Origin of the sequence: Algibacter sp. R77976 (assembly GCF_044594645.1) — a bacterium.
GTDB lineage: Bacteria > Bacteroidota > Bacteroidia > Flavobacteriales > Flavobacteriaceae > Algibacter_B.
The window spans coordinates 814,094-840,845 of record NZ_CP138989.1; the positions used below are offsets into that span (position 1 = coordinate 814,094).

Sequence of the window (26,752 nt, forward strand, 5' to 3'; positions counted from 1 at the left end):
AAAGTCTTGATACTCCACTCTACTTTTTTTTGGGAGTACTTTAACAACTAAATAAAGTCTAAACTTCAAAAAATCACCGTACATTTATTAACGAGAAACAGCCTACACTTTCTTTTTTAAATTATTTTTGTTCATCTAAATTCTTCAGTCCATGTCATTAAAAAAGCTACTTGCTTTCGTATTGATTATTACGTTAGCCGCATCCTGTAAAAAGAAAGTCGTTGAAACCGATAACCTTTTCAAGTTTCGAGATTATATAAGTTACACCACATCAGGAATGACTTCTGTAGCGAATCCCATTCAAATCAATTTGGCAAACGACGTTGAAGGCTGGGAAATGGGTCAGGAAATTACCGATAACATTGTGAACATAAAACCGCATGTTGAAGGCAAGCTAACTGTTGCAAACAAACATACTTTACTTTTTACACCAGATGAATATTTAGAACCAAATACCGAATATACAGTTAGGGTAAAATTAGGAGACATTTATAAAAACATGCCTACTGGGTTTAGTGATTATACCTTTCAATTTAAAACCATAACACCTAGTTTTAATATTGAAACCAATCATTTACAATCATATAGCAAAAACTGGCAATACCTTGAAGGCGTTATAAAGTCTGCTGATGTTATTTCAATTAAAGATGCTAAAACTTTAGTTGAGGCTTCTCAAAATGGCAAAAAATTAGCGCTCGTTTTTAATGAAGCCAATGCGTCTGCAAAATATTTTGAATTTAAAATTGATAGTATTAACAGGAAAATTGAAGATGATAAAATTCTTGTAAAATGGAACGGAAAAACTATTGAAGCTTCCAATAAAGGTGAAAATACAATTACAATTCCCGGGATTAATAATTTCACTATTGTTGATGTAGATGTGATTCAATCTCCAGAACAACATTTATCAATTAACTTTTCAGACCCACTTAAAAAACAACAAAATTTTGATGGTTTAGTTACCATTCAAAAAGTGAAAAACCCAAAATATGTAGTTGATGGCAATGTACTAAAAGTCTATCCAGACACAAAATTGGTTGGCAACATTCAAGTGGATGTTTTTCAAGGCATCAAAAACACAGAAGCTTATAAACTTAAGAAACCATTTTCTGAAACTATTGCTTTTGAAGACTTAAAGCCGCAAGTAAAACTAATTAGTAACGGTACGATTCTTCCAAATTCTGAACAACTAAAATTTAATTTTCAAGCCGTTAATTTAAGTGCTGTTGATGTTCGCGTTATTAAGATTTTTGAAGACAATGTACTTCAGTTTCTCCAAGACAACAACTTAAATAGTAATAATAAATATGATATAAAAAAGGTTGGGCGTCGCATAGCAAAACAAACTATCCAGTTACAAACCGCTGCTGAAAATTCAGGAAAATGGAAAGCGTATAGCATTGATTTATCTAAATTCTTTCAAGCTGAAGCTGGTGCTATTTACCGCGTAGAATTAAGCTATAATAAAAACTATTCTTTATATAATTGCGAAGCCAATGCTGGTATTTCAAATTCTGAAAATGATGATTATGACGATTATTACGAGGAAGATTATTATGAAGGTGATTACGCTGAAATAGATAGCGAAGATGAAGAATTACGTGAAGAAGCCTATTGGGATAACAAAGCCTATCGCTATAAAAACTACACCTATAATTGGCGTGAAGAACAAAACCCATGTCATGATGCTTACTACGGCGAAAACAAAATTGTATCTCAAAATTTATTGGCTTCAAACTTGGGTGTTATAGCCAAACAAGGTGCAAACAACTCGTATTATTTTGCAGTTACTAATATTTTAAACACCAATCCTGAAGTTGGTGCAAGGGTTAGTATTTACAATTTCCAACAACAAGAATTGGCTAGTAGAAAAACAGACGAGCAAGGTTTAACTTTAATCGACTCCGATAAAAACGCGGCATTTGCGATTGTTTCAAAAGGTAATAACACCACATATGTAAAACTTCATGACGCTAATTCGTTATCGTTAAGCAAGTTTGATGTGTCTGGAAACCGTTTACAACGTGGTCTTAAAGGCTACATTTACGGTGAGCGTGGGGTTTGGCGTCCAGGAGACACCTTGCATTTAACGTTTATGTTGAACGACAATGCGAATCCGCTACCAAAAAAACATCCTGTAAAACTGGAAATTACCGATCCTAATGGCAAGCTAGTGTATAAAAATGTCACTACAGATAATCTTGATAATTTCTACAACTTTACGGTTACCACATCTACCGAAGATAAAACAGGTAATTACAATGCCAAAGTATCTGTTGGAGGTGCAACTTTTTATAAACCCTTAAAAATTGAAACGGTTAAACCTAATCGCTTAAAAATTAAAGTCGATTTCGAAAATGAAATCCTTTCTAGTAAATCACCTCTGGAAGGCACACTCGATGTTAAGTGGCTACATGGTGCTCCGGGAAAAAATTTAAAAGCCGAAGTAAAAGCGAAATTTAGTAATGCTTATACCGCTTTTAAAAACTACAAAGACTATACATTTAACGATCCAACACGAAAATTTCAAACCGAAGAAATAAATGTGTTTGAAGGTAAAGTTAATGAAGAAGGATTAGCCACTATAAACAAAAAACTTGCAGTTGGAAAAAACGCTCCAGGCATGTTGAATGTTCAGTTTTTAGTGCGCGCTTTTGAAAACGGTGGCGATTTCTCTATGGATGCCTTTACAAAACAATACGCACCATACAAATCTTTTGTGGGCATGCGATCGCCAAAAGGGAATGCGTATGGTTCGTTTTTTACAGACGAAAACCAAACGTTTGATTTGGTGGTGGTTGATGAAAACGGCAAACCTATTAAACGAAATAATCTTGAAGTAAAAATCTATAAAGTAGAATGGCGTTGGTGGTGGAACTCGTCTTACGATAATTTATCAAGTTATGTATCGAGTAATTATCACAGACCATATACCTCATCAAAAATAAATACCGATACTAACGGAAAAGCAACGTTCAATATTAAAGTTCCGGATAATGACCGCGGGCGTTACTTAATACGCGTGGTAGATCCCATAAGTGGTCACGCCACAGGAAGAACAGCTTATTTCTATAAAAACTGGTGGCAAAAAGCGCCATCTAGTGATAAAGAAGCGGCGAAAATGTTAGTCTTTTCGGCAGATAAAGAACAATATAATGTTGGCGAAACAGCCAAGGTTACTTTTGCTTCAGGAAGCGAAGGCCGTGCTTTAGTAAGCATTGAAAACGGCACCGAAGTTTTAGATTATAAATGGGTAAAAACTACTAAAGGTGAAACCGTGGTAGATATTCCAATCTCGAAAGAAATGGCGCCCAATGTGTTTGTAAATATATCTTTATTACAGCCTCACGCTATTACGGCAAACGATTTACCAATTCGTTTGTACGGCGTTATTCCAATAATGGTGGAAGACCCAAATACCAAATTGGAGCCACAATTACAAATGCCCGATAAATTGAAACCAGAACAAACGTTCGAAGTTAAAATTTCGGAGAAAAACAAAAAAGCCATGACTTATACCATTGCGATGGTTGAAGAAGGTTTATTAGATTTAACACGTTTTAAAACCCCAAATGCATGGAGCGAATTTTATAACCGTGAAGCTTTGGGTGTAAAAACTTGGGATATTTTTGATGATGTTATTGGTGCTTATTCAGGAAGTATAGACCAAGTCTTTGCCATTGGTGGTGACGGAAGTGCAGCTGGCGGAAAAAACAAAAAAGCAAACCGTTTTAAACCTGTAGTAACCTATTTAGGACCTTTTAAATTAGATGCAGGACAAACTAAAACCCACCAAATAAAATTACCAAACTATATTGGCTCTGTCCGTACTATGGTGGTTGCAGGAAACAACACTAATGAAGCTTACGGAAGCACAGATAAAGCTGTAGAAGTTAAAAAACCGCTTATGGTTTTAGCAACGCTTCCGCGGAAGTTGAGCCCAGGTGAAAAAGTAACTTTACCAGTTACCGTTTTTGCTATGGAACCTAAAGTGAAAAATGTAAACATTAGCTTGAAATTGAGTAATGGTATTTCGATAGTTGGAGAAACTTCAAAAGCATTAAGTTTTGCACAACCAGACGAACAAATGGCGTATTTTGAATTGGATGTAAGCAAAGCCAAAGGCATAAACACCGTTGAAGTGGTTGCTACTGGAAATGGCGAAAAATCGACCTATAAAGTAGAGTTAGACGTGGTAAATACGAATCCAATAACATCGAAAGCATTAGATAAAACACTTGCAGCAAATGCCTCTGAAACTTTGGAGTTCTCAACGTTTGGAGTAGCAGGAACAAATTCTGCAACTTTAGAGTTTTCTACATTACCACCGATGGATTTTTCACGACGATTACAATACTTAATTCGTTATCCTCATGGTTGTGTGGAACAGACGACATCGAGCGTATTTCCGCAGTTATTTTTAGCTGATATTTTCGATTTAACCTTCGATAAAAAGAAAGCCATACAAACCAATATTGAAAACGGTATAAAACGTTTAGGGCATTTCCAACGCGCACATGGTGGTTTGAGTTATTGGATTGGAGAAGCGAGCGCCAATGATTGGGGTACAAGTTACGCAGGCCATTTTATGATTGAAGCCGAAAAGAAAGGCTACGTATTACCGCTTACTTTTAAAAGCAATTGGTTAAAATATCAAAAACAAGCAGCCAGAAATTGGCGACCAAGTTACAGAACTTATAATTCTGATTTAGCACAAGCTTACAGACTCTACACGTTGGCTTTAGCAGGACATGCAGATTTAGGAAGCATGAACCGTTTACGCGAGTTTAGTGAAATTTCTAACGAAGCCAAATGGCGATTGGCGGCCGCTTATGCTCTAGCAGGACAAAAAGAAGCGAGCGATAAAATTTCGCAATCGGCAAATATTAATTTTAAGCCTGTTCGCTACAATTATTACACCTATGGTTCGGTAGATAGAAATAGAGCCATGGCTTTAGAAACCATGGTATTGACCAAGGATTCTAAAATGCGAGAACTAGCTGAAGATATTGCCCGAGATTTATCAAGCAACCAATGGATGAGTACACAAACCACGGCATACAGTTTATTAGCTATGGCTAAAATGGTAAACGCAAATGGTGGAAAAGCTTTAAAAGTGAATTACACGATTAATGGAAAAACCGAAAGCATAGATACAAAAAGTGCTATTGCTCAACGCGAAATAAACGTTGTTGACGGCACAAATAATTTAGCCTTTACAAATGCAAAAGGAAATGTAGTTTACGTTCGCGTATTAAATTCTGGAAAATTACCTCTTGGACAAGAATTGGTGGAGCAACGTGGACTGAGTGTATCAGTGCAGTACAAAGATTTAAAAGGTAATCGCATTGATATTTCTAAACTCATGCAAGGTCAAGATTTTGTAGCCACGGTTAGTGTTAGTAATTTAAAAAATGCATCGGTTAACGATGTGGCATTAACACAGATTTTCCCTTCAGGTTGGGAAATTGTGAATACCCGTTTTACTGCTTTTGGAAGTAATACTTCAGGAGCGTCAGCAAGACATACCGATATTAGAGACGACCGCGTGAATTTCTATTTTGATTTGCCTAAAAAAGGAAAACATAGTACCAAAACGTTTAACGTGATGCTAAATGCATCGTATTTAGGAACCTATTATTTACCTGGAGTACAAGCTGAAGCCATGTATGATAATGAGTTTTTGGTTAGAACTAAAGGGCAATGGGTGGTTGTTGAAAAGTGATGATTTTGATTTAACAATAACTTGACTTTGTAAAAAAAATCAGCTACCTAAGAACTGAGTTAAAAACCAAATAGTTTTAAGATAATTTTGAAACAAAATTACTATCATAAGGCAAACCACTCTTTGCTATTGCAAAAGCTTGTTTTAATAATTTGTTAGCAACCGCTATCATTGCTAGTTTTTTACTTTTTCCTTTTAAAACCAGTCTGTCAAAAATTGCTTTACATGCTTTATTGTATCTACATGCTGAAAATGCTGATAAAAACAACAACCTTCTAAGTTTTTTATTTCCTACTTTACTTATCCTACTTTTCCCCCTAACACTACTTCCAGATTGCCTTATAATTGGTGTTATACCAGCATAACTGCATAATTGAGAAGCTGTTTCAAATTTACTAAACCCATTTGTGACAACCACTAAAAACAAAGCCGTTTTAAGACCAATACCTGGTATGGTTTGTAGTAATGTTAATTGTTCTTGCTGTTCTTGCTTTACCAATTCCAAAAGTCTAGTTTCTATAACTTGAATCTCTTTTTGTAAATGCTTTAAGTTTCTGTTTAGTGATTTATAAACAGTCTTGGATGGAATACCTAAAACTTTTTCTCCATGAATTTTATTCTTTGTTGATGTACTCTGTTTTACATAAATATCCAATAATTGATATAACTGCAAACACTCACTCTGCACATCCGTTAAGGCATTATAAAGGGGGACTTCATTAATTGTCGCATAGTCAAAAATATAGCGAGCATCGCTTTTATCTGTCTTTATTTTTGCTAACTTCATCTGTATAAAACGTTTTACAGACAAAGGGTTAACTACTGAAACCAATACACCTTGATGATGTAAAAATTGTGCTAAACGGTAATGATAATAACCCGTAGCTTCCATTACCACTAAGGCTTCTTTGGATAAAATCTTTAATAGTTTTTTAAAGCCTTTTTCTTCATTCTTAAATTGAACGTATCCGTCTGCTTTAAAATAAACATCAAAAACACTTTTACTAATGTCTATGCCATAAATTTTTTTATCTTTATTCATAAGAATTGTGTTTTGGAAAGAACAGAAGCTACTTACATTTCAACAACTTAAAATCGAGATCTAGGTCTCACAGAACTGAACGAAGTTTAAGTAGTAAAAGAGAAGGGATTATCAAAGCTATCGAGATCAAAGTCTCACCGTTTAACTTAATCTTATTCTTCTCTTTTGTTCTTTCTGATTAATACTTAAATTTATTAAAGATAAACTTAAGTCGTTTAACAACCGATAAAGTTCATTGAAACGGAACTTTATCTTTGCATTGTGCTTCATTATGACCAACCATTAGGAATTAGAAAAAACATATGATAGAAAAAATAAAAATGCTTACACTAAGAGCATTAGTAGCTGATGAAGAATTAATGTACGGGCTGGTTTTAAAAGGTGGTAATGCCTTGGAATTAGCATATAACATAACAGATAGAGCGTCAAAAGATATTGATTTTTCAATTTCCGGTGACTTTAATTCTGAGGAATATAATAGAATTAATGGAATACTTTCCGGACTTTTAACAACTGAATTTGAAAAGCACAATTTAGTTGTATTTGATGTTAACTTTTTTGAAAAGCCTAAACAAAATATAGTAAAAGAATGGAAAGGCTATCAACTAGCATTTAAGGTAATTGACTATGAGAATTTTGACCCAGATGATTTAGATAAAAATAGAAGAAGAGCTTTTCCACTTCAAGACAACAACTCTCCTATTTTTACTGTCGATATAAGTTCTTATGAATATACAGCTTCAAAAAAAATGATTGATGTTGATGGGGCTGTTTTTTTTGTTTATACTCCTGAAATGATTGTTTTTGAAAAATTAAGAGCTTTATGTCAATCAATTCCAGAATATAAAGATATCGTTCCTACAGCCAGAGTAAAAGGTAGAGCTCGTGACTTTTATGATATATGGAATATTTGTCAAAATTTTAGGATAGATTTCAGTTCACAAGAAAACAAAAATATGTTAGAACAAATTTTTGATGCAAAGAGAGTCCCTTTAGAATTTTTAAATTTAATTGAAAAATATAAAGATTTACAGAAAGAAGATTGGATTACTGTTGTGGACACAATTACTGCAGAAAATAAAGGTTATGATTTTTACTTTGATTTTACAATCGAATGCATTAGAGAGCTTCAAGACCAGTAGGATAAAAAACACCCCATTTTTGATTTAATTTTTTATTTGTTAAGTTATAAGTTTGGTAAAAATTAATATGAGACTTCTTATCTAAATACAATTTAAGTTTCTCTTCTGGAAATCCTGCTAAATCTAAATAAAATCCTAACAATTGATGATAAGGATATATATAATCAAGTTTTTGTAAATAACTATCCAATTTATCAAGATTTAATTTTCCTTTTGCCTTATTGAAAGCTTCTAATATTTGGAACGCTCCGCCTGAATAAGCTGGTCGAACTGCAATATCAATTAAAGTTCTCTCTAAATCTGTTACAGCCAAACCATTCATAGTTGTAATTCCTATGTTAATTGAATTATGCTTTTTCTGAAGATAGACATATCTAAATCCGTCATATTCTGACTTGTAAGATTCTCTTGAAACTCTTTGAGGTTTTGAAAAAGCTTTATCAACAGATTCTTGCTCTAATTCAATATTTGAGTTTTCATAATAAGGTTCATATTTATCCTCACTAATATATACTGTCTTAGGAATTTGCAAAGTTAATTGATGAACTTGCATTGCTGAATAGTTACATAAATATCCATCTTTTTTTACAGTTAAACCTACATCAAAAGGAGTACAACTTTTTTTTCTTAGTATTTGTTTTTCAGAATTGTGGAATTCGTGGTTTTGAGTATCAAGAATCAGAATTCTGTTATTGTTTAAAAAAGTTATAAAATGCTTATAGTTTCGGTATTGAGCTATTTTCCATTGCTCTCTTTGACTTTCAAATATTTTTTGAATGTCGTTAGTAGTATATGCTTGCTGTTTACTAGCATTAAAGAAATTAACAATCTCTAAACTAGCTCTATCAAATGATTCTTTTCGCATTTAATTTACTGGATAACATCATATATGATGTTATCCATCAAATGTAATGTTTTTTTTTGACAAAGTCAAGTATTAAATAAAATTGTTTTAAGAGAATCAGATTAGCGAATAAAACTTAATCATACTATCATATATGATAGTATGATGCAAATTTATGAAAAAAAATTTAAAAAAGCAAATTAAAATGAGTGTAAAATAAAATACAACGAACTATATGAAAAATAACGAAAGCACAACAACGTATAAAATTAATTGCTAGTTTCTAGCTTGCTTACGAAAGTCCTATCAGACTTTCTATCTGTGATTTATTTGCTAACTTTAATGCTTAAACACGCAACTAATCTTATACAAATACGTTAAACGAACCTCTCTGATAAAATCTTCTTTTTAAACTTAAAACCAAGTCAGCAAACAAATGCGTATTCTATGATAGAAAACAAATAGTTTTCGTTAAAAATCATGCGACAAATTTATAAGTGTCTACAAAAGGAGAATCTCTATTAATTACAGCAAAAATTCGACCTATAATTTTACATCTCACATTATTTAGAACCAACATTTTATTTTTCCCCTCATCTTGTTTTCTTAAGTAATAAGCTTTTAATTGTGCATCATGCTTTACGGCTGATAAGGCGCACATTTGAAGTAAAGACTTCATTGTTTTGTCTGCCATATGATTAACTTTAGTACCTCCTCTAATACTTGAGCCTGAGCTGTACTCAAAAGGTGCAACTCCTGCATAACAGGCTAGTTTTCTAGCCGAGTCAAAGACCTTAAACCCTTTAGTTGCTATTATAAAATAAATAGCCGTTTTCTCGCCAACACCTTTAATACTTTTTATAAGCTCAAATTGACGTTTTAATTTAGGCTCTTGCTTTACAAGTTCACGCATCTTAGCATCTATAACTTTTAAGCTCGCTTTAAGAAATTTAATTGTTTTCTTGTTCTGAATCTCTACTGTTTTATAAACATCTAACGACGTATACCCTTTATTTTCTCTAGTTGAACCAAATAGTAAAAGGGATTTCTTGATTTTCTCGCGCTCAGTAAAAAGTAATTTTAACTGCTGGATTGATTTCTCTGGTACACTTGATAGTTGTAGCTTATCTATATTGCGAATGCTATAAAAAGCGATATCCTTAGCATCAGACTTATCACTTTTACCTCTTGATATGCCTTTAGATCGCTTAATCTCTACCGCTGGAACAATCCAATAATCAAACTCATTTTCAAAACAAAAACAGCTTAAAGGAAATGTGTAAACACCTGTGTTTTCAAAACAGAACAGGGTACTTTCTAAATCTATTTTTCTTTTTTTTAAAACTGTAAGCATTCGCTTTAAACCTTTGGTGTTGTTCGTAACAACGAAATGTTCCAATGACATGGGATTTGTTTTATCTACTATAACCACATCTAATTTTAATTTTGAGATGTCAATGCCAACATGAAATGAATAATTTTTCATAATTTTATATTAAGTTTTTAAAAAATGTTGAATCGCTTTATAACCTTTATTAGACCTCTGACGTCTACTATTCTATTTGAAGCTTTTCAACTTAAATTCTAAGGAGAAAACAGAGGACTAATACGCAGCATAAGACTAACTTAGTTAGGGATGTAGTTCACCTCTGTTTTCCTTTGAATAAATTTAGTGTATTATTCTTTATGCAAACTAAAGGTTAGGGATTGCAAAGGAAAGCCCACAGCGAGGCACGAGCGAGGACTTGTATTGGAAAGCCCGACCGCCTGCCCTGAGCGTAGACGAAGGGTGTGGTAACCTGCCTGCCGGCAGGCAGGCGCCCAAAACAGCATAATAAAAACAATTAATAGAATAATTAATTTTTTACAGAGAAAAGTTACCTGTTAATGAGGCATTTGAACTTCCTCCAACAAATACATTAAATTCGCCTGGTTCCACAACAAATTTGCCCAAATGATTATAAAACCCTAGTTCTTTTTCTGTTAAAGTGAACTCAAGTGTTTTGATTTCATTGGGTTCTAATTCTACTAATTCAAACCCTTTTAATTCTCTTAAAGGGCGCACTACAGATGCATACTTGTCGTGAATATATAGTTGTGCTACTTCTTTTCCTTTTACTGTTCCGGTGTTGGTGAGATTGACTGAAATTTTGAATTCCCTATTTGAAGCTGTTTTGACTTTTAAATTTTTATATGAAAAGGCAGTATAACTTAATCCGAAACCAAACGGGTATAAAGGCTCATTGGCTTCATCTATATAACGAGACTTAAACACTTCTTTCCTGTTTTCTATATCTGGTCTTCCCGTACTTTTATTATTGTAATAGATAGGAACTTGACCAACACTTTTTGGAAATGTCATGGTAAGCTTACCACTTGGATTATAATCTCCATATAATACTTGAGCAATGGCGTTACCGCTTTGAATACCTAATTGCCACGCTTCTACAATGGCAGGAATATGTTCTGAAGCCCACGGAATGGCCAACGGCCTTCCATTGGTTAATACTAAAACAATATTTTTATTTACTTTATATATTTCTTCTAAAAGACTTTGTTGTACACCTGGCAAGTCAATATGTGTTCTGCTTCTTGCCTCACCACTTTGTAAGCCGTGTTCTCCTAAAACCATAACAACAACATCAGACTTTTTTGCTAATGTAATGGCTTCTAAAAACCCAGACGTGTCGGTTTCGTTTACATCAAGTTCCTGTGTGAAATGAAGTTTTGAATTTGGCAATGCCACCTTAGCTCCTTCTGCATAGGTTATTGTATTGCCTTTATATTGTTTTAATCCTTCTAAAACGGATATGGCAAAACCGTTTTCACCTGCCAATACCCAATTACCAAGCGGGCTGGTTTTATCGTTTGCTAACGCACCTATTAACGCTATTTTTTGATTTTCTCTTTTTAATGGTAATAGATTATTTTCATTTTTAAGAAGCACAATAGATTTTTTAGCCATATCTAGAGCATCTTGATGAAAGGCTTTTTTACCTACGGTGTTTTTTTCGTGTTGCTCGTTGCAATAACGATACGGATCATCAAAAAGGCCTAATTCAAATTTTACTCTTAATATGCGTCTTACAGCATCGTTAACAAGTTGCTCTTTTACGGTTCCTTCTTTAACTAGATTTGCCAATTCGATAACGTATGCACTAGATTCCATGTCCATATCTGAACCTGCTTTTACTGCTAATTCTGCTGCATGCTTATCACTTCCTGCATATCCGTGAGTTACCATTTCACCAATAGAACCCCAATCTGAAACTACAAATCCGTTAAAACCCCATGACTTCTTTAAAACGTCTCGTTGTAAAAAACGGTCTCCTGTAGCAGGAATATCATTTAGTATATTAAAAGCATTCATAAATGTTTTTACATCTGCTTCAGTAGCTGCCTTAAATGGTGGGAAAACGATGTTGTATAAGGTTGAAGTACCTATATCTACTGTATTATATTCACGCCCAGCATCTGGAAAACCATAAGCCGCAAAATGTTTTGCACAGGCCGCAATAGTTTTTGGTGAAGACAAATCTTCGCCTTGAAAACCCTTAACCCTGGCAATTGCAATTTTAGAGCCTAGGTAAGGATCTTCTCCAGCACCTTCCATAACCCTTCCCCAACGCGCATCTCTAGAAATATCTACCATTGGCGCAAAGGTCCAATTGATACCAGAAGCTGCAGCTTCTTCTGCCGCATTTTGAGCTGACTTTTTAATGGCTTCTAAATCCCAACTTGCAGATTCTGCTAACGGAACAGGACTAATAGTTTTAAAGCCATGGATAACATCAAAACCAAAAATTAAAGGAATACCTAATCTGGTTTCTTCTACTGCTATTTTTTGAAGGGCTTTAACTTGTTTAACGCCTTTTACATTAAGCATAGAACCAACTAAACCTTTTTTTAAATCTTCATATTTTGATGCAGCAACATCTCCTGCCTTAGGCGTTGGACCGGTAGCGTCCCAAAACCCACTATATTGATTCATTTGACCAATTTTTTCTTCTAAAGTCATGACACTTAAAAGACTATCGATACTTTTTCCAATATTTAATTGGGCTGAATTTCCAAATTTGTCATCTTGAGAAGTATCAATATTATTCGTTGGAACTTTACATGATATGCAATTGAAAATTAAAAATATAAATAGGGCTTTTTTCATGTTTTAATATAATAAAGTTTACATAGTAAAAAATAAAATTTCTGAAGATATTCTTCTTTTGATGAATTAGAGAAATGATAAATACATGACTATGTAATTGTTGGAATTAAATATGTTAAATAGTGTTACTAATTTATCAAAAATAGCTAACGTTTTAAAGTAATGTGTCCTGTAAATTTCTGGCCTTCTATAATGATGATATACCAATAATCGCCTGTTGGTAAAAGTTTCCCTTTAAAAGTACCATCCCAAGAAAGCGAGGTGTTTATACCATTTTTAATAAGTTTTCCGTACCTATCGAAAATAGATACTTGGGAGGTACTATAATATTCGATGCCTTTTAAGTTAAACGTGTCGTTTGCATTATCGCCATTGGGTGTAAAGAAATTTGGGATATAAAAATGTATGTGTTGTGTGGTTATTAGGTCATCGCAATCTTGATGCTTTACATAAATAGTGTATTGACCGCCTTCAATACTAAAAAATGTTGGGTTGGACTGAAATGTAACACCATCTAAAGAATATAAAAAATTGCCTGTATTAGTTGTTGAAATATTAATATTAGTTCCGCTAGATGTTACACTTTCAATGATTGGGTTATCAATTTGAGATACCATAATAGTTTTTGTAACACTACACGAATTATTTGAAACAACAACCGAATATGTTCCTGGGTCTGAAACATCTATTTGTTCTGCTACGCTTCCATTATCCCATAAATAAGATGTTACTGTGCTCGGGTCTGTTGGGTTAGCGTATAAAGTAATTGACGTGTTTTCGCAGAATTCAAGAATTTGGTCTGTAACTTCTGGAATTTCTAAGTAGTCTATTTGCACAGCTGTTCTTGACGTTGATAAACAACCATTTTCTATAGTTTCTGCTTCGGCATAGTAAATTCCTGAAGCAGTCGGGTTGTAAGTTGTACTATTTGCCTTAAGCAGGTTTCCTCCCGTATTGGCATTATACCAATTAACAATAACTCCCGTTGGGACAGTAACAGATAATGGTGTTAAGTCGTTTTCACAAATTACTAAATCGCCATTATTTACCGGAACATTAGGCAAAGGCACGACTCTAATTTCATAAATTTCGGAAGCAGAGTTACAAGAATCATTATTTACATTTATTTCAGCTTCTGCTACTTTAACTCTATAAAAAGATGTGTTATATATTAGAGCCGTTGAATACGTGTCGTTCGTTTCGCCAGCTATATCCATCCAGATAACACCATCTAAACTTTCTTGCCATTGATAAAAATGGGATGTGAATATTGTAAAATCTGGCGTGGCTTTTATGATTGTAGAAAAAGGCACTTCGTCTTCACATAAAATTGTAGTGTTTGAATCAGATGAGTCTTCTATTTTAATAGTATCACCACAGGATTTAAAAACTATATCATCTAAAGCTAAATCGTTTCCGCAACCACCAACACCGTTATTAAGCATTTTTAGTATAACTGATGTTTGACTTGACAAGCTTTTAAATACCAATGCGTATTGTTGCCAATTAGGGCTTGAGGTGCCGTTTATATTACCTGTATCTCCACTTGCTAATAAGTTGGTGTTTGTGTTATCCCAAATTTCGAATTTTACGTTTATTGGAATACCTCCTCCAGGGCATCCAGACGTACTTGGTAGTAAGTTAATCATCCATGAAGAAAACTCGTAAGTTGTGTTTTCACAAAGACCACTTATAGTTGTTCTGTAAAATTCACCAGGAGTATAATCCGCATTAACAATTAGCATTCGTCCATTTGTATCTCCTACCGTATGATCTACAATATCGTGCCAACCAAACCAATTGGTATTACTAGACACGTTATAAAAACCATCGTTTGGCTGAGTACTATTATAAGCATAACTTGTAGTGCCGAATGGCAATGATGTTGTAGCACCTGTACCAAACGTTTCGTTAAAAATAGGGTCGCCAGAATTACCAGAACAAAACCCTAACTGCCCAAAAGAATTATAAGGTATTGAAACTACCAATAACATTATCCAAAAGTTATATTTTATTCGTGTATTTAAGTTAGTTCGATTCACAAAAGCTGTATTACTTTAGCAAAATAAGTATTATACTTTGTTTATTATAAAATTATCATAAAAAGCATCTAAATTGAAGCCTTAAGAGTACATAAAATAAATGACAATAGTAATTGATTACATAAAGAAGCATCGTATTAAATCTGCACTTATTGCAATACTTATTATTGTTTACATTTTTTGCTTGCCAAAACAGCTCTTTAAGGACCCAACAGCAACAGTAATTACAGATTCAAATAACGAGTTGTTAGGTGCTCATATTGCAAAAGATGGACAATGGCGATTTCCTTATAACGATTCTATTCCAGAAAAATTCAAAACCTGTATAGTTCAGTTTGAAGATGAATATTTTTATAAACACCCAGGTTTCAATGCCATTTCTATTTTTAAAGCTTTAAGAGATAATTTAAAATCTGGTACTGTAAAACGAGGCGGAAGTACGCTAACACAACAAGTTATTAGACTATCTAGAAAGGGACAATCTAGAACGTATTTTGAAAAAATAAAGGAAGTTATCCTAGCAACACGGTTAGAGTTTAGAAATTCGAAAGATGAGATTTTAGCCTTTTATACCAGTAATGCCCCTTTCGGGGGAAATGTAGTAGGGCTTGACGCAGCTTCTTGGCGCTATTTTAATAGAAATGCTAACGATTTATCTTGGGCAGAAAATGCTACATTGGCCGTTTTACCTAATGCGCCTAGTTTAATTTATCCTGGGAAAAACCAAGAACGTTTATTAATAAAACGAAACCGTCTTCTAAAAAAACTTCTAGAAAACTCAATAATAGATTCGCTTACCTATCAACTTTCAATTGCTGAAGGTTTGCCTCAAAAACCATATCCTTTGCCTCAAATTGCACCTCATTTATTGCAAAAAATAGCTCAGAAACATTATGGCAAACGTATTCAAACAACTATAGACACTAAACTTCAAGAGCGCGTTAATCACATTGTAAAAACACATTACAATCAATTAAGTCAGAATGAAATTTATAATGCCGCTATATTAATTCTAGATGTAAAATCAAGACAGGTTTTAACCTATGTTGGTAATACGCCAACAGATAAAGCACATCAAAAAGATGTAGATATTATTGATAAACCTAGAAGTACAGGAAGTATTTTAAAACCTTTTCTCTATGCTTCCATGCTAGATTCTGGAGATTTACTTCCCGACACATTAGTTCCAGATGTACCAACTCAATTTGGAAGTTATAATCCCGAAAATTATGATAAAACTTATGATGGCGCAGTTCCTGCAAGTCGTGCTTTATCTCGCTCATTAAACGTTCCAGCTGTTAGGATGCTACAAGAATTTGGGTTAGACAGATTTTATCATTACTTAAAACAATTAAATCTTAAGGATTTAAAATATAACGCAAACCATTACGGACTCTCTTTGGTTTTAGGTGGTGCAGAAAGCAACCTTTGGGATTTATGTAAAAGTTACGCGGCGCTATCTTCAACCCTAAATCATTTTGCTGATAATTCTAGCGAATATTTTTCAAATGAATTTTGCGAGCCTACTTTTTTGGCTTCTGAAAGCATTGATTTTGGAAATAAAACAACAAGCAAAACACTTTTTGATGCTGCCTCTATTTATTTAACATATGAAAGTTTAAAAGAAGTAAACAGACCCGAAAGCGATGATAGTTGGGAGTTTTTTGATGGCTCGAAACAAATAGCATGGAAAACAGGAACCAGTTTTGGTTTTCGCGATGCATGGGCTATTGGTACAACTAAAGATTATGTGGTTGGTGTTTGGGTTGGTAATGCCGATGGCGAAGGACGTCCAGGTTTAGTTGGTGTACAAACTGCCGCACCTATACTGTTTGATGTTTTTGATTTATTACCTAATAGCGATTGGTTTGCTAAACCTTTTGATGAAATGCAAGAAGTCACTATTTGTAAACAAAGCGGACATAGAGCTTCTACTAATTGTGATGAAACCGAACAAAAATACATTCAAATAAGTGGGCTAAAAACCAAACCATGCCCGTACCATATTTTAATTCATGTTGATAAAAATGAAAGTTTTCAGGTAAACTCTTCTTGTGAAAACATAAGCAATATTAAACATAAGTCTTGGTTTGTATTACCTCCAATCATGGCATATTACTACAAAACAAAAAATCCTTTTTATAAACCCTTACCTAAATTTAGAGCAGATTGTCTAGGCGAGAATACTGTTTCCATAGAATTCATTTATCCAAAAGCAAATAACAGCATCTTTTTACCTAAAGATTTTGATGGAAAAACCAATGATTTAATTTTAAAAATAGCGCATTCAAAACCAGAAAGCACGGTGTTTTGGTATGTTGATAACACTTTTGTTGGGAGCACAAAAGACATACATGAATTAGCTATTAAGCCAAAACAAGGAAAACATGTTATTACAGTTGTTGATGAATTTGGAAATGAAACGAAACGCAGATTTGAAATTTCGAATTAGCGCTTTAGAGCAACATGACCTGTGAATTTTTGGCCTTCAATAATAACCACATACCAATAATCGTTAGTTGGTAAGTATTCATTTTTAAATGTCCCGTCCCAAGACAAATAATCATTTCTAGTATATTTTAATAATTTCCCATAACGGTCATAAATAAAAACTTCTGATGACTCATAAAATTCAATTCCTACTAAATTAAACGTATCATTAATACCATCATTATTTGGAGTGAAAAAAGCAGGAATATAAAAATGTAAATGTTCTACACTAGCAATATCAATGCAATTATCTGCTCTAACAAATACAGTATATAAACCTCCTTCTACATTAGAAAATGTATTATTTGATTGAAAAACAGTACCATCTAAAGAATATAAAAAATTGCCCGTATTAGCTGTTGTAATAATGATATCATGACCATCGGAAACTACAGATTCAATTATTGGTGTTACTGTTTTAGTTACATTAAAATTTCTAGTTTCAAAAGTACATGCAGCATCAGATATTTCTACTGAAAAATTGCCTGGAGAATCAATAATAATATTTTCTGTTGTCTCTCCAGTATTCCAAATATAAGTAGGGTTTAAAATGTTAGTTTTTGTTTCTAATAACACATTTTCGTCTTCACATAAATTAATATCCTCATTAAATACGCCTCCTGGTTTTATTCCTGTAACTTCCCATACACAACTTATTGCATTAAACATTGCTGTTTCCCAACACTCTAACACAGGTTGAGCATCTTGTACGCCGTTGTTTTCCCATGTACAACTAGTAGTATTGAACACATAATTATCCCAGCAATTTACTTTATCTGGTTGAACATCTTGCGTGCCAATATTTTCCCAAGTACAACTTGTTGAATTAAACGTAAAACTATCCCAACAATTTATAGGTGCTGGTTCTATTTCCTGTACGCCGCTGTTTTCCCATGTGCAACTAGTAGTATTGAACACATAATTATCCCAACAATTTAATTTAGCAGGTTGAATATCTTGAGTGCCAATATTTTCCCAAGTACAACTTGTTGAATTAAACGTAAAGCTATCCCAACAATTTACAGGTGTTGGTTCCGTTTCTTGCACGCCGTTGTTTTCCCATTTACAACTAGTAGTATTGAACACATAATTATCCCAACAATTTACGACTGGTGGTTGAGCTTGTTGTGTACCCGTAACTTCCCAAGAACATGAAGCATTATTAACTGTAGCCGTTTCCCAACATTTAATAGTAGGCATTGCCGGTAATTGATTCACAATAACTTCATATTCATTTGAAAATGAAACACATTGCGGATTGCTTAAATTAACAGCAACTTCGGCAATCTTAGTCCTGTAATAGTTTGTTATTGATGTTGATATTGAAATACTTTGATTTGTTTCACCTACCATATCATTCCAAGTTATTCCATCTGGACTTTCTTGCCATTGATAAAAATGACTCGTATAAACTGAAAAATCTGGATTAGCAGTTAATGTGCTTGTATACGGAGCTTGCGAACTACAAATAGCAACCGAATTATTATTTGAGGTATCTGGAACAGCTACAAAATCTCCACAAGATTTAAATTCAATATCATCTATAGCTAAATCGTTGCCACAACCACCTAACCCATTGTTAATCATTTTCAAAAGAACTTCGTTCTGACCTGCTAAAGTTTGAAAAACCAATCCGTATTCAGACCAAATAGGACTTGGTGTTTCTGTAATATTACCGGTATTTCCATTAGCTAATAAATTTGTATCGGTACTATCCCAAATTTCAAAACGTACATTTATAGGTATAGTTCCTCCCGGTTGTGTAGAGCAAAAACTACCTGCTCTTACCAAATTTAATAACCACGCAGAAAATTCATATGTAGTGGTCTCACAAAGACCAGAAACCGTAGTTCTATAAAATTCACCAGCAGTTGCGGCTGCATTTACAATAAGGCATTTACCATTAGTATCTCCTATAGTATGATCTTGAGTTTGATGCCAATCGAACCCGTTGCCTATAGTGCCATTGGCTACTGTATAGAAACCATCGTTAGGATAAGTACTAGAATAATTATATGTAGTAGTACCAGCTGGTAATGCGGTATTGCTAGTGCCTGTTCCAAAAGTTTCAGTAAAAATAGGATCGCCAGAATTTCCTGAACAAAAACCAAGCTGAGCATATACTTCATTAGTAAAGAAACAACTTATTAAAACTCCAAATAAAATAATATTCTTGACGATAGGCTTTAGCTTTTAATATTACTTCTTTATTATAAAAAAGCTTATTTGGCTATATTACTTAAAATAGAGATTAATTAAACTATTTTTTGCCTATACAAAAACTATACAAGCTATTTTTTCCTTACATGAGTTTTAAGCATTACATGGTCTGATTTAAACGTACTAATTTTTTCGGCATTTAAAATTTGTAGATCTTTTGAAACCCAAATATGATCTATCGATAAAAGCGGTATATTCCAAAACCATGTTTCTCTGAATCCATTTCCTTTTTCATTTAAAACTTGATTAAAATTAGTTTTAATATCATTAAAAAACCTTGATTCTAAAGGCGTATTAAAGTCTCCTAATAGTATTGTGTTTTTATTAGTATTAATGCATTTTGTTACAAATTCTAATTGGTTCTTTCTAAAAACATGCATACTTGATGCTACATCAATAGCATAAAAATTTAAACCATTAGTAACGAAATTAATGACAAACGTTTCATCCTTTGAAACAAATACATCTTTTATCTCAATTTCTTTTTTTGAAAAAATGCCTATTTCACTTTCTTCATGCCAATAGTAGAAAAAATCAGGGAATTTTAATTTAGTTTCAGCAAGTTCTTCTGCATGATACTCTACTAAAACAATAATATCCGGAAGGTGGTTTGTTCTTTCAAACACATCATTAAATTCTCTTTTATGAGTGGCATTCCAGAACATTACTTCAATATCACTTTCTTTAACAATTTCCGAAGTATTTATTTTGAAACTTCTACCAATCCATATTACTGATAATAGTATTGCTAGAATTAAATTAAAAATTCTTGTATTCTTAATTTGAAAAATAGAAAAGATTACTATCCCAAGAATAATTAGAGGTAAAGGAAACGTGTAATAAAGTAACGAAAAGAAAAAAGTAGTTTCTTTTAGCACAAAATGAATCAATAATAATATAATGATAATAATAAAGTTGATTCGGGATCTATACTGTTTTAATATTTTTAGCATTAGCGTAATGGAAAACCTTTTGCTGCCCACCAAGGGTGTAACTCTATTATCAACCTTCCTGCAATAACCATAGGATCTGAATTTGCTAAACTATCTGCCATTTTTAATGTTGGTACGTTGTAAATAGTAACACCTCGCATGTCACTATCATCTCCAAAAGGGCCAGAAATATCAGCATAACCCATATTATACATTTTTTTTAAATGTTGCATGTGTAACTTTTGAAGTTCGGCGGCCTCTTCTTCATTTTGTCCTCGAATTGGTCCTTTTTTTAAAAAGGCCATAAAGTATTGTTGCATTAAAACGGTGTCTTTTGTTTTCTCATCAACATAATCAAAAGTTTTAAAACCTTTACTTGTAAGTTCCTCTTGTATTTGTTTTATGGTTTTAGGGGCAATAATTTCTTTCGCTTCTATAAGAACTGAATCTTTAATAATTTCTGAAACATTTTCAACTTCTGTATTTATCTCTGATACCGGTGTTTTTGATTCTTCTTTACAGCTAAAAAAGAATGCAATAACTAATAATACTATTATTTTTTTCATGATTTCCATGTGTTATAAGGTTGGTTGCTTAATTGTGAATTATAGTATTTTGTTTGTCCAGATACTTCTTCACCTAGCCAACTTGGTTTTTCAAAAAGTTCGTTCTCATCATTTAATTCTACTTCTGCGATAATTAAACCTGCATTATCTCCAAAAAACGCATCGACTTCAAAAACATGGTTTCCTAATTTAATTTCATATCGAATTTTATCAATAACACCGGGTTCGCAGAGGTTTAATAGCGATTTAGCTTCGCTTTCTGGTATTTCTTTTTCCCATTCAAAACGAGATAATCCATTTTTTGAAGACTCGCCTTTTATGGTTAAAAAACCTTGTTCACCTTTTAGCCTTACTCGTACTGCGCGTTGCTTATTAGAATTTAAATACCCTTGAATAATACGTGTAGATTTAAATGCTTCTGTTTTAAAAGCATCAGATAACACCAAAAATTTACGTTCTATTTCTATCATTTAATATCTAAATCTTATTTTAATTAACAGAGATATAATGTATAAATTTACAGTATGTTTGCCGATTTACCAATTCGAAAAATTATTCATGTCGATATGGATGCATTTTATGCATCTGTAGAACAATTGGACAATCCAGAACTTAAGGGAAAAGCCATTGCAGTTGGAGGTGGCGGAAAACGCGGTGTAGTAAGCGCAGCAAGTTATGAGGCTAGAAAATTTGGCGTTAAAAGTGCTATGGCAGGCAGCTTAGCCATAAAACTATGTCCGCATCTTATTTTTGTGAAAACTAATTTTGAACGGTATACTGAAATCTCAAAAAAGATTAGAAAAATTTTTCATGACTATACAGATTTGGTTGAACCTTTATCTTTAGATGAAGCTTATTTAGATGTTACCCAAAATAAAAAAGGAAACCCAAGTGCCTCTTTAATAGCTGAAGAAATAAGAGCTCGTATTTTGGATGAAGTTGGCTTAACAGCATCTGCAGGAGTTTCTATTAATAAATTTATTGCTAAAGTTGCAAGTGATTATAACAAACCTAATGGCCAGAAAACAGTAAATCCAGAAGAAGTTCTAGAGTTTTTAGAAGCTTTAGATATTAGAAAATTTTATGGCGTAGGTAAGGTTACTGCCGAAAAAATGTACCAAAAAGGGATTTTCACAGGATTAGATTTAAAAAACAAATCGTTAGAATATTTAGACGAAAACTTTGGCAAATCTGGACGCTACTATTATGATGTTGTAAGAGGGATTCACAATAGTGATGTAAAGCCACACAGAACTCGAAAAAGCTTAGCTGCTGAGCGTACGTTTAGTGAAAACTTATCGTCTGAAATATTTATGCTTGAAAAACTAGAACAAATTGCCGAAGAGGTTTCTAGAAGGTTATTAAAAAGTAAAGTAGCAGGAAAAACAATTACTTTAAAAATAAAATATAGTGACTTTACATTACAAACGCGAAGCAAAACATTGCCTTATTATATTAGTGACAAAAGTGTAATTTTAGAAACTGCAAAGGATTTATTGTATCAAGAAAAAATGACAAATTCTGTACGTCTACTTGGTATTTCTTTATCTAATTTAAATACTGAAAAAAAGAAAAAACCAGAGCTAAAAAAAAGTATTAATGTACAGTTGAAATTTGAGTTTTAATAGTAACATCAGAAAGAAGAGGTATAATTTATTACATTTGATTTTACACAAACTTTAATCATCACGAGAGAAACAAACATGCCAGAAACAAAAGAACCCGTTATTATTAAAAAAAGTGCTTGGGATAGTTCTGTGAAGGTGGAAGAGAATGGATATTATTGGAATGCTGAACCCATCTTTAAAAAAGGTACTAATGTCAATACTAAAAAACCTATAGTAGCAGAATTATTTTGTGGTTGTGGAGGTACTTCTTTAGGTTTTGAAATGGCAGGTTATGAAACCGTATTGGGTTGCGATATTCATACACCTTCTATAAAAACGTTTCAAACAAATCACCCAAATTGCTCGACTATTAATGGTGATGTTAAAAAAGTTAACCCAGAAGTTATTAAAGAACTACTTAACGGTAGGCAACTAGATGTATTAATTGGTGGTATTCCTTGTCAAGGATTTTCATTAAATAACAGAAAAAGACACGAGCAAGACGATAGAAATTTCATGTACAAAGAGTTTGCCAGGTTTGTTGAAGTTTTACAACCCAAAGTTGTTGTTTTAGAAAATGTTTCTGGAATGAAAAGTGTTGGTAGTTTTGTTAAAGACATTGAAACTCATTTAAGTGATATTGGGCATATGACAGTAAAAAGCGAGTTACTTTATGCGCCAGATTATGGTGTGCCACAAAAACGAAAAAGACTCATTTTTGTTGGTATAAAAGACAATACATTCGATTTTAGAGACATTATTAAAACCCATGGTCCTGAAACTGAAAAAGAATATGTAACCATTAAAGATGCTATTGGAGACTTGCCTGCCTTAAAAACTAAAGAAACTAAAACCAAATATAAATCTGATCCATTTAGCGAATATCAAAAGCTGATGCGTGAAAATGTAGAAGAAAGCTTTACTGGACATACGGCACCAAACCATCCCTTAGCCACTATTGACAGGATAAGAAACACAAAACCAGGTGAGCCTATGTACGACAGGTTTAAACAACGTATACGATTGGCTTGGGATATTCTTAGTCCAACTCAAGTTTCTGGTGGTATTCGCCCTCAGTTTCAACTTGGGCACCCAAAAGATAATCGTGGTTTAACCATACGCGAACGCTGTAGAATACAAAGTTTTCCAGATAATTTTGTAGTTAAAGGCGGTACAGTGCAAGCTCGAGTACAAACTGGTAATGCTGTGCCTCCATTATTAGCTAAAGCTGTGGCTTTGGCTATTAAAAAATACTTGGTTTAAATTTAGCCAGCTATAAACGAAATGTTCTATTGATGTTATGATTGAAATTTTAATAACTCAAGATATAATTGACTATGCTACTAATAAGTTAGAGCACGTAAATACGCGCGATAACTTAGGGCTTAGCAAGTTTGGATCTGAAAGAGATAGAATTTTAGTAGGCTACATTGGTGAAAGAATAATGATGAAGTATCTGAAGCTTAAAAATGATGATGATAAATATCATTATGATTTATTATCTAATAAAGGTAAAAAGCTTGAAGTTAAAACAATTACTTGCAAGTTTAAACCAAAACCAGATTATTGGTGCACAGTAAACTCGCATGATTTGTCTGGCGTTTATAAACAAGATGCAGATTTTTATATTTTCTTAAGAATTTTAAATGATTATAGTAAAGGCTGGATATTAGGCTGGATTGCTTGTGAAGACTTCTTTAAAAAAGGAGAGTTTGTTAAAAAAGGAAAAGATTTCGGAAAGTTCAAATTTGTAAAGGCTAACGCTACTATTTTAGCTATAAGTGAATTAAATGAATTTAAAGAACCTTCTTTTTAGAAAAAACTTCTTCTGCAAACAAATAACTATTTATCTAAAAAAATAAGCTAGTAGATGAATGCGTTAGCGATAATCCCTTCGACTTCGCTCAGGACAAGCTTATCCTTATGAATAGAAAAAACTGCCTAAAAGCAGTTTTTTCTATTCATAAGATATAGTGGATAGCGCGACCCTTGCGGTAACCTGCCTGCCGGCAGGCAGGCGCCTTAAATATTTAAACTATAAATTACACGATTCTATTTCTGTAACACGTAAGGTGTTAACCATACCCTTATCTTTCATTGGCATTGCTGCTAAACTAATAAGCATATCTCCAACATCTAAATATCCCTTTTTACAGGCTATTGAATTTACATCTTCAATAGTTTCGTCTGTACTTACAAACTTATCGTAATAGAATGCGCGAACACCCCATAGTAAACTTAAACGTGTTAAAATACGCTTGTTGGATGTGAATACTAAAATATGACATGATGGTCTCCAAGCCGAAATTTGAAATGCTGTATACCCACTATTTGTAAGTGTTGAAATGGCTTTTGCATTAATTTCGTTTGCCATATTAGCGGCGTGATAACATATCGATTTTGTAATAAAACGATTAGTACGAATATGTGGTGGCAACTGAGGAACTTTAATTAATTTTGAGTTCTCTACATTTTTTAAAATGTTTGCCATTTGCCTAATTACCTGTACTGGATATTGACCAACAGAGGTTTCGCCAGATAACATTACAGCATCAGCACCATCCATTACAGAGTTAGCAACATCGTTTACTTCTGCTCTTGTTGGTGTTAAACTATCTATCATAGTTTCCATCATCTGTGTAGCAATAATTACTGGGATTCTTGCTTTTTTAGCACGTAACACTAATTGTTTTTGAATAAGTGGTACTTCTTCTGCAGGAACTTCTACTCCTAAATCGCCACGAGCAACCATTATACCATCGCAATGTGCAACAATTTTATCGATATTTTCTACCGCTTCTGGTTTTTCAATTTTTGCTATAATAGGGATTTTATGACTGCCATGTTTAGCTATTAAATCACGTAATTGCATTAAATCTTCAGCATGTCGTACAAAAGAAAGTGCTATCCAATCAACATCTAAACTGATAGCAAAAATTGCATCTTCAATATCCTTTTCTGTTAAAGCTGGTTGTGAGATGTTTGTATTTGGAAGGTTAACACCTTTTTTAGATTTTAATGGACCACCTTGAATAACCTTGGCTTTTACTTCTGATTTTTTATCGGTTGAAACCACTTCAAATAGTAATTTTCCATCATCTAAAAGAATGCGCTCTCCTGGTTTGGCGTCTTGCGGAAACCTATCGTAAGTCATGTAAACACGTTCCTTTGTTCCTTCAAAACGTTCGCCAGTAGCAAAAATTATTTCATCTCCTGGGTTAACAACAACCTCTTCTTTCATAACGCCTACACGAAGCTTTGGCCCTTGTAAATCTGCAAGAATTGCTGCCGTAAAACCAAATTCTTCATTTAGTTCACGTATCATTTGAATACGTGCTTTTACATCATCATAATCTGCATGAGAGAAGTTTATTCTAAATACATTTGCGCCTTCTTCAAGCATGCCTTTTAAAACTTCTTTTGAACTGGTTGCAGGTCCTAAAGTGGCTACTATTTTGGTTTTTTTATTTATTGACATTAGTTGAAAATTAAATTATCTTTAGATTTCAATTGACTAGAATCTACACTATAAGCCGTTGCAATTTGGGGTATTTTTAATATACTGTCTAAAATATATTTTTCTTTACTGAAACTGAACTCGCTGTCTATTTTTAAAAAATAGTTTACAGTTTTATATTCTGGTAATAATTGAAATGTTTTGGTTATTTTTTCTTGGTTGTCGAATAACGACGTATTATTTGTTTGTTGGAGCTCTTCCGTTTTACATATATTAGAAACTAAACTCCACGTTATTAATTGTTTTTCATCTTCCCACTCATAAATTGAATAAGAAACCTGTCCGTTATTATAATCTAAATCTGTTGCTTTTCTAGAGAGTGTTATACCTAAATATTTGTTTAAAAGATATGCTAAGCGATAGTCTTCAAGCCTGCAATGTAATGCAATTAAGGTGTATAATACTTCATCAAAAGAATCATCAAGAATAAGTTTGTGAACAGCCATAACTTATTTTTAAA

17 protein-coding genes are annotated in these 26,752 nt (G+C 33.2%); 6 read left to right on the top strand and 11 right to left on the bottom strand.

Features of this window, described 5'->3' with window-relative positions; all coding sequences use genetic code 11:
• Positions 1-151 precede the first annotated feature (151 nt).
• Positions 152-5,725 (top strand): alpha-2-macroglobulin family protein, encoded by a 5,574-nt coding sequence (locus SJY43_RS03555; protein WP_396602471.1) that lies wholly within the window; start codon positions 152-154, stop codon positions 5,723-5,725.
• Positions 5,726-5,801: 76 nt separating this feature from the next.
• Here SJY43_RS03555 and SJY43_RS03560 read toward each other — a convergent pair whose 3' ends face one another.
• Positions 5,802-6,767 (bottom strand): IS110 family transposase, encoded by a 966-nt coding sequence (locus tag SJY43_RS03560; RefSeq protein WP_396602472.1) that lies wholly within the window; start codon positions 6,765-6,767, stop codon positions 5,802-5,804.
• 302 nt (positions 6,768-7,069) lie between these two features.
• On the opposite strand from SJY43_RS03560, the gene SJY43_RS03565 reads away from it, so the two are divergent.
• Positions 7,070-7,909, top strand: a complete 840-nt coding sequence (locus tag SJY43_RS03565; protein WP_396602473.1) for a nucleotidyl transferase AbiEii/AbiGii toxin family protein — start codon at positions 7,070-7,072, stop codon at positions 7,907-7,909.
• Here SJY43_RS03565 and SJY43_RS03570 read toward each other — a convergent pair.
• The 4 genes from SJY43_RS03570 to SJY43_RS03585 all read right to left on the bottom strand — a co-directional run bounded on the left by SJY43_RS03570 (position 7,887) and on the right by SJY43_RS03585 (position 14,912).
• Positions 7,887-8,774 (bottom strand): hypothetical protein, encoded by an 888-nt coding sequence (locus SJY43_RS03570; protein ID WP_396602474.1) that lies wholly within the window; start codon positions 8,772-8,774, stop codon positions 7,887-7,889. The genes SJY43_RS03565 and SJY43_RS03570 overlap by 23 nt on opposite strands.
• A 457-nt stretch (positions 8,775-9,231) precedes the next feature.
• Positions 9,232-10,239: an IS110 family transposase gene (locus tag SJY43_RS03575; RefSeq protein ID WP_396601757.1), complete on the bottom strand. Its 1,008-nt coding sequence runs from the start codon at positions 10,237-10,239 to the stop codon at positions 9,232-9,234.
• A 378-nt stretch (positions 10,240-10,617) separates the two neighbouring features.
• Positions 10,618-12,918: a beta-glucosidase BglX gene (bglX, locus tag SJY43_RS03580; RefSeq protein ID WP_396602475.1), complete on the bottom strand. Its 2,301-nt coding sequence runs from the start codon at positions 12,916-12,918 to the stop codon at positions 10,618-10,620.
• Between the two features lie 146 nt (positions 12,919-13,064).
• Complete coding sequence (locus SJY43_RS03585) at positions 13,065-14,912, bottom strand: T9SS type B sorting domain-containing protein (protein WP_396602476.1); 1,848 nt, start codon at positions 14,910-14,912, stop codon at positions 13,065-13,067.
• A 148-nt stretch (positions 14,913-15,060) separates the two neighbouring features.
• On the opposite strand from SJY43_RS03585, the gene pbpC reads away from it, so the two are divergent.
• Complete coding sequence (pbpC, locus tag SJY43_RS03590) at positions 15,061-17,412, top strand: penicillin-binding protein 1C (RefSeq protein WP_396602477.1); 2,352 nt, start codon at positions 15,061-15,063, stop codon at positions 17,410-17,412.
• Here pbpC and SJY43_RS03595 read toward each other — a convergent pair.
• From SJY43_RS03595 to SJY43_RS03610, 4 genes are all read right to left on the bottom strand, one after another.
• Positions 17,409-19,241, bottom strand: coding sequence for a T9SS type B sorting domain-containing protein (locus tag SJY43_RS03595; protein WP_396602478.1), 1,833 nt, complete (start codon positions 19,239-19,241; stop codon positions 17,409-17,411). The two genes, pbpC and SJY43_RS03595, sit on opposite strands and share 4 nt — an antisense overlap.
• A gap of 500 nt (positions 19,242-19,741) precedes the next feature.
• Positions 19,742-20,548, bottom strand: coding sequence for an endonuclease/exonuclease/phosphatase family protein (locus SJY43_RS03600; protein WP_396602479.1), 807 nt, complete (start codon positions 20,546-20,548; stop codon positions 19,742-19,744).
• Between the two features lie 74 nt (positions 20,549-20,622).
• Complete coding sequence (locus SJY43_RS03605; protein ID WP_396602480.1) at positions 20,623-21,177, bottom strand: YciI family protein; 555 nt, start codon at positions 21,175-21,177, stop codon at positions 20,623-20,625.
• Positions 21,165-21,638 carry a CYTH domain-containing protein gene (locus SJY43_RS03610; RefSeq protein WP_396602481.1) on the bottom strand — a complete coding sequence of 158 codons (474 nt, stop codon included), beginning with the start codon at positions 21,636-21,638 and terminating at the stop codon, positions 21,165-21,167. Before SJY43_RS03610 ends, SJY43_RS03605 begins: the two co-directional genes overlap by 13 nt.
• A gap of 54 nt (positions 21,639-21,692) precedes the next feature.
• On the opposite strand from SJY43_RS03610, the gene dinB reads away from it, so the two are divergent.
• From dinB to SJY43_RS03625, 3 genes are all read left to right on the top strand, one after another.
• Positions 21,693-22,793 carry a DNA polymerase IV gene (dinB, locus tag SJY43_RS03615; RefSeq protein ID WP_396602482.1) on the top strand — a complete coding sequence of 367 codons (1,101 nt, stop codon included), beginning with the start codon at positions 21,693-21,695 and terminating at the stop codon, positions 22,791-22,793.
• A gap of 78 nt (positions 22,794-22,871) precedes the next feature.
• Positions 22,872-24,038 carry a DNA cytosine methyltransferase gene (locus SJY43_RS03620; RefSeq protein WP_396602483.1) on the top strand — a complete coding sequence of 389 codons (1,167 nt, stop codon included), beginning with the start codon at positions 22,872-22,874 and terminating at the stop codon, positions 24,036-24,038.
• Positions 24,039-24,075: 37 nt separating this feature from the next.
• The gene (locus SJY43_RS03625) at positions 24,076-24,591 is read left to right on the top strand and encodes a hypothetical protein (RefSeq protein WP_396602484.1); all 516 of its coding nucleotides are present in this window, start codon (positions 24,076-24,078) and stop codon (positions 24,589-24,591) included.
• Between the two features lie 219 nt (positions 24,592-24,810).
• On the opposite strand, the gene pyk is transcribed toward SJY43_RS03625, so the two are convergent.
• Both pyk and SJY43_RS03635 read right to left on the bottom strand, forming a co-directional pair.
• The gene (pyk, locus tag SJY43_RS03630; RefSeq protein WP_396602485.1) at positions 24,811-26,253 is read right to left on the bottom strand and encodes a pyruvate kinase; all 1,443 of its coding nucleotides are present in this window, start codon (positions 26,251-26,253) and stop codon (positions 24,811-24,813) included.
• Positions 26,253-26,738 (bottom strand): IPExxxVDY family protein, encoded by a 486-nt coding sequence (locus SJY43_RS03635; RefSeq protein ID WP_396602486.1) that lies wholly within the window; start codon positions 26,736-26,738, stop codon positions 26,253-26,255. Before SJY43_RS03635 ends, pyk begins: the two co-directional genes overlap by 1 nt.
• Between the last annotated feature and the right edge of the window lie 14 nt (positions 26,739-26,752).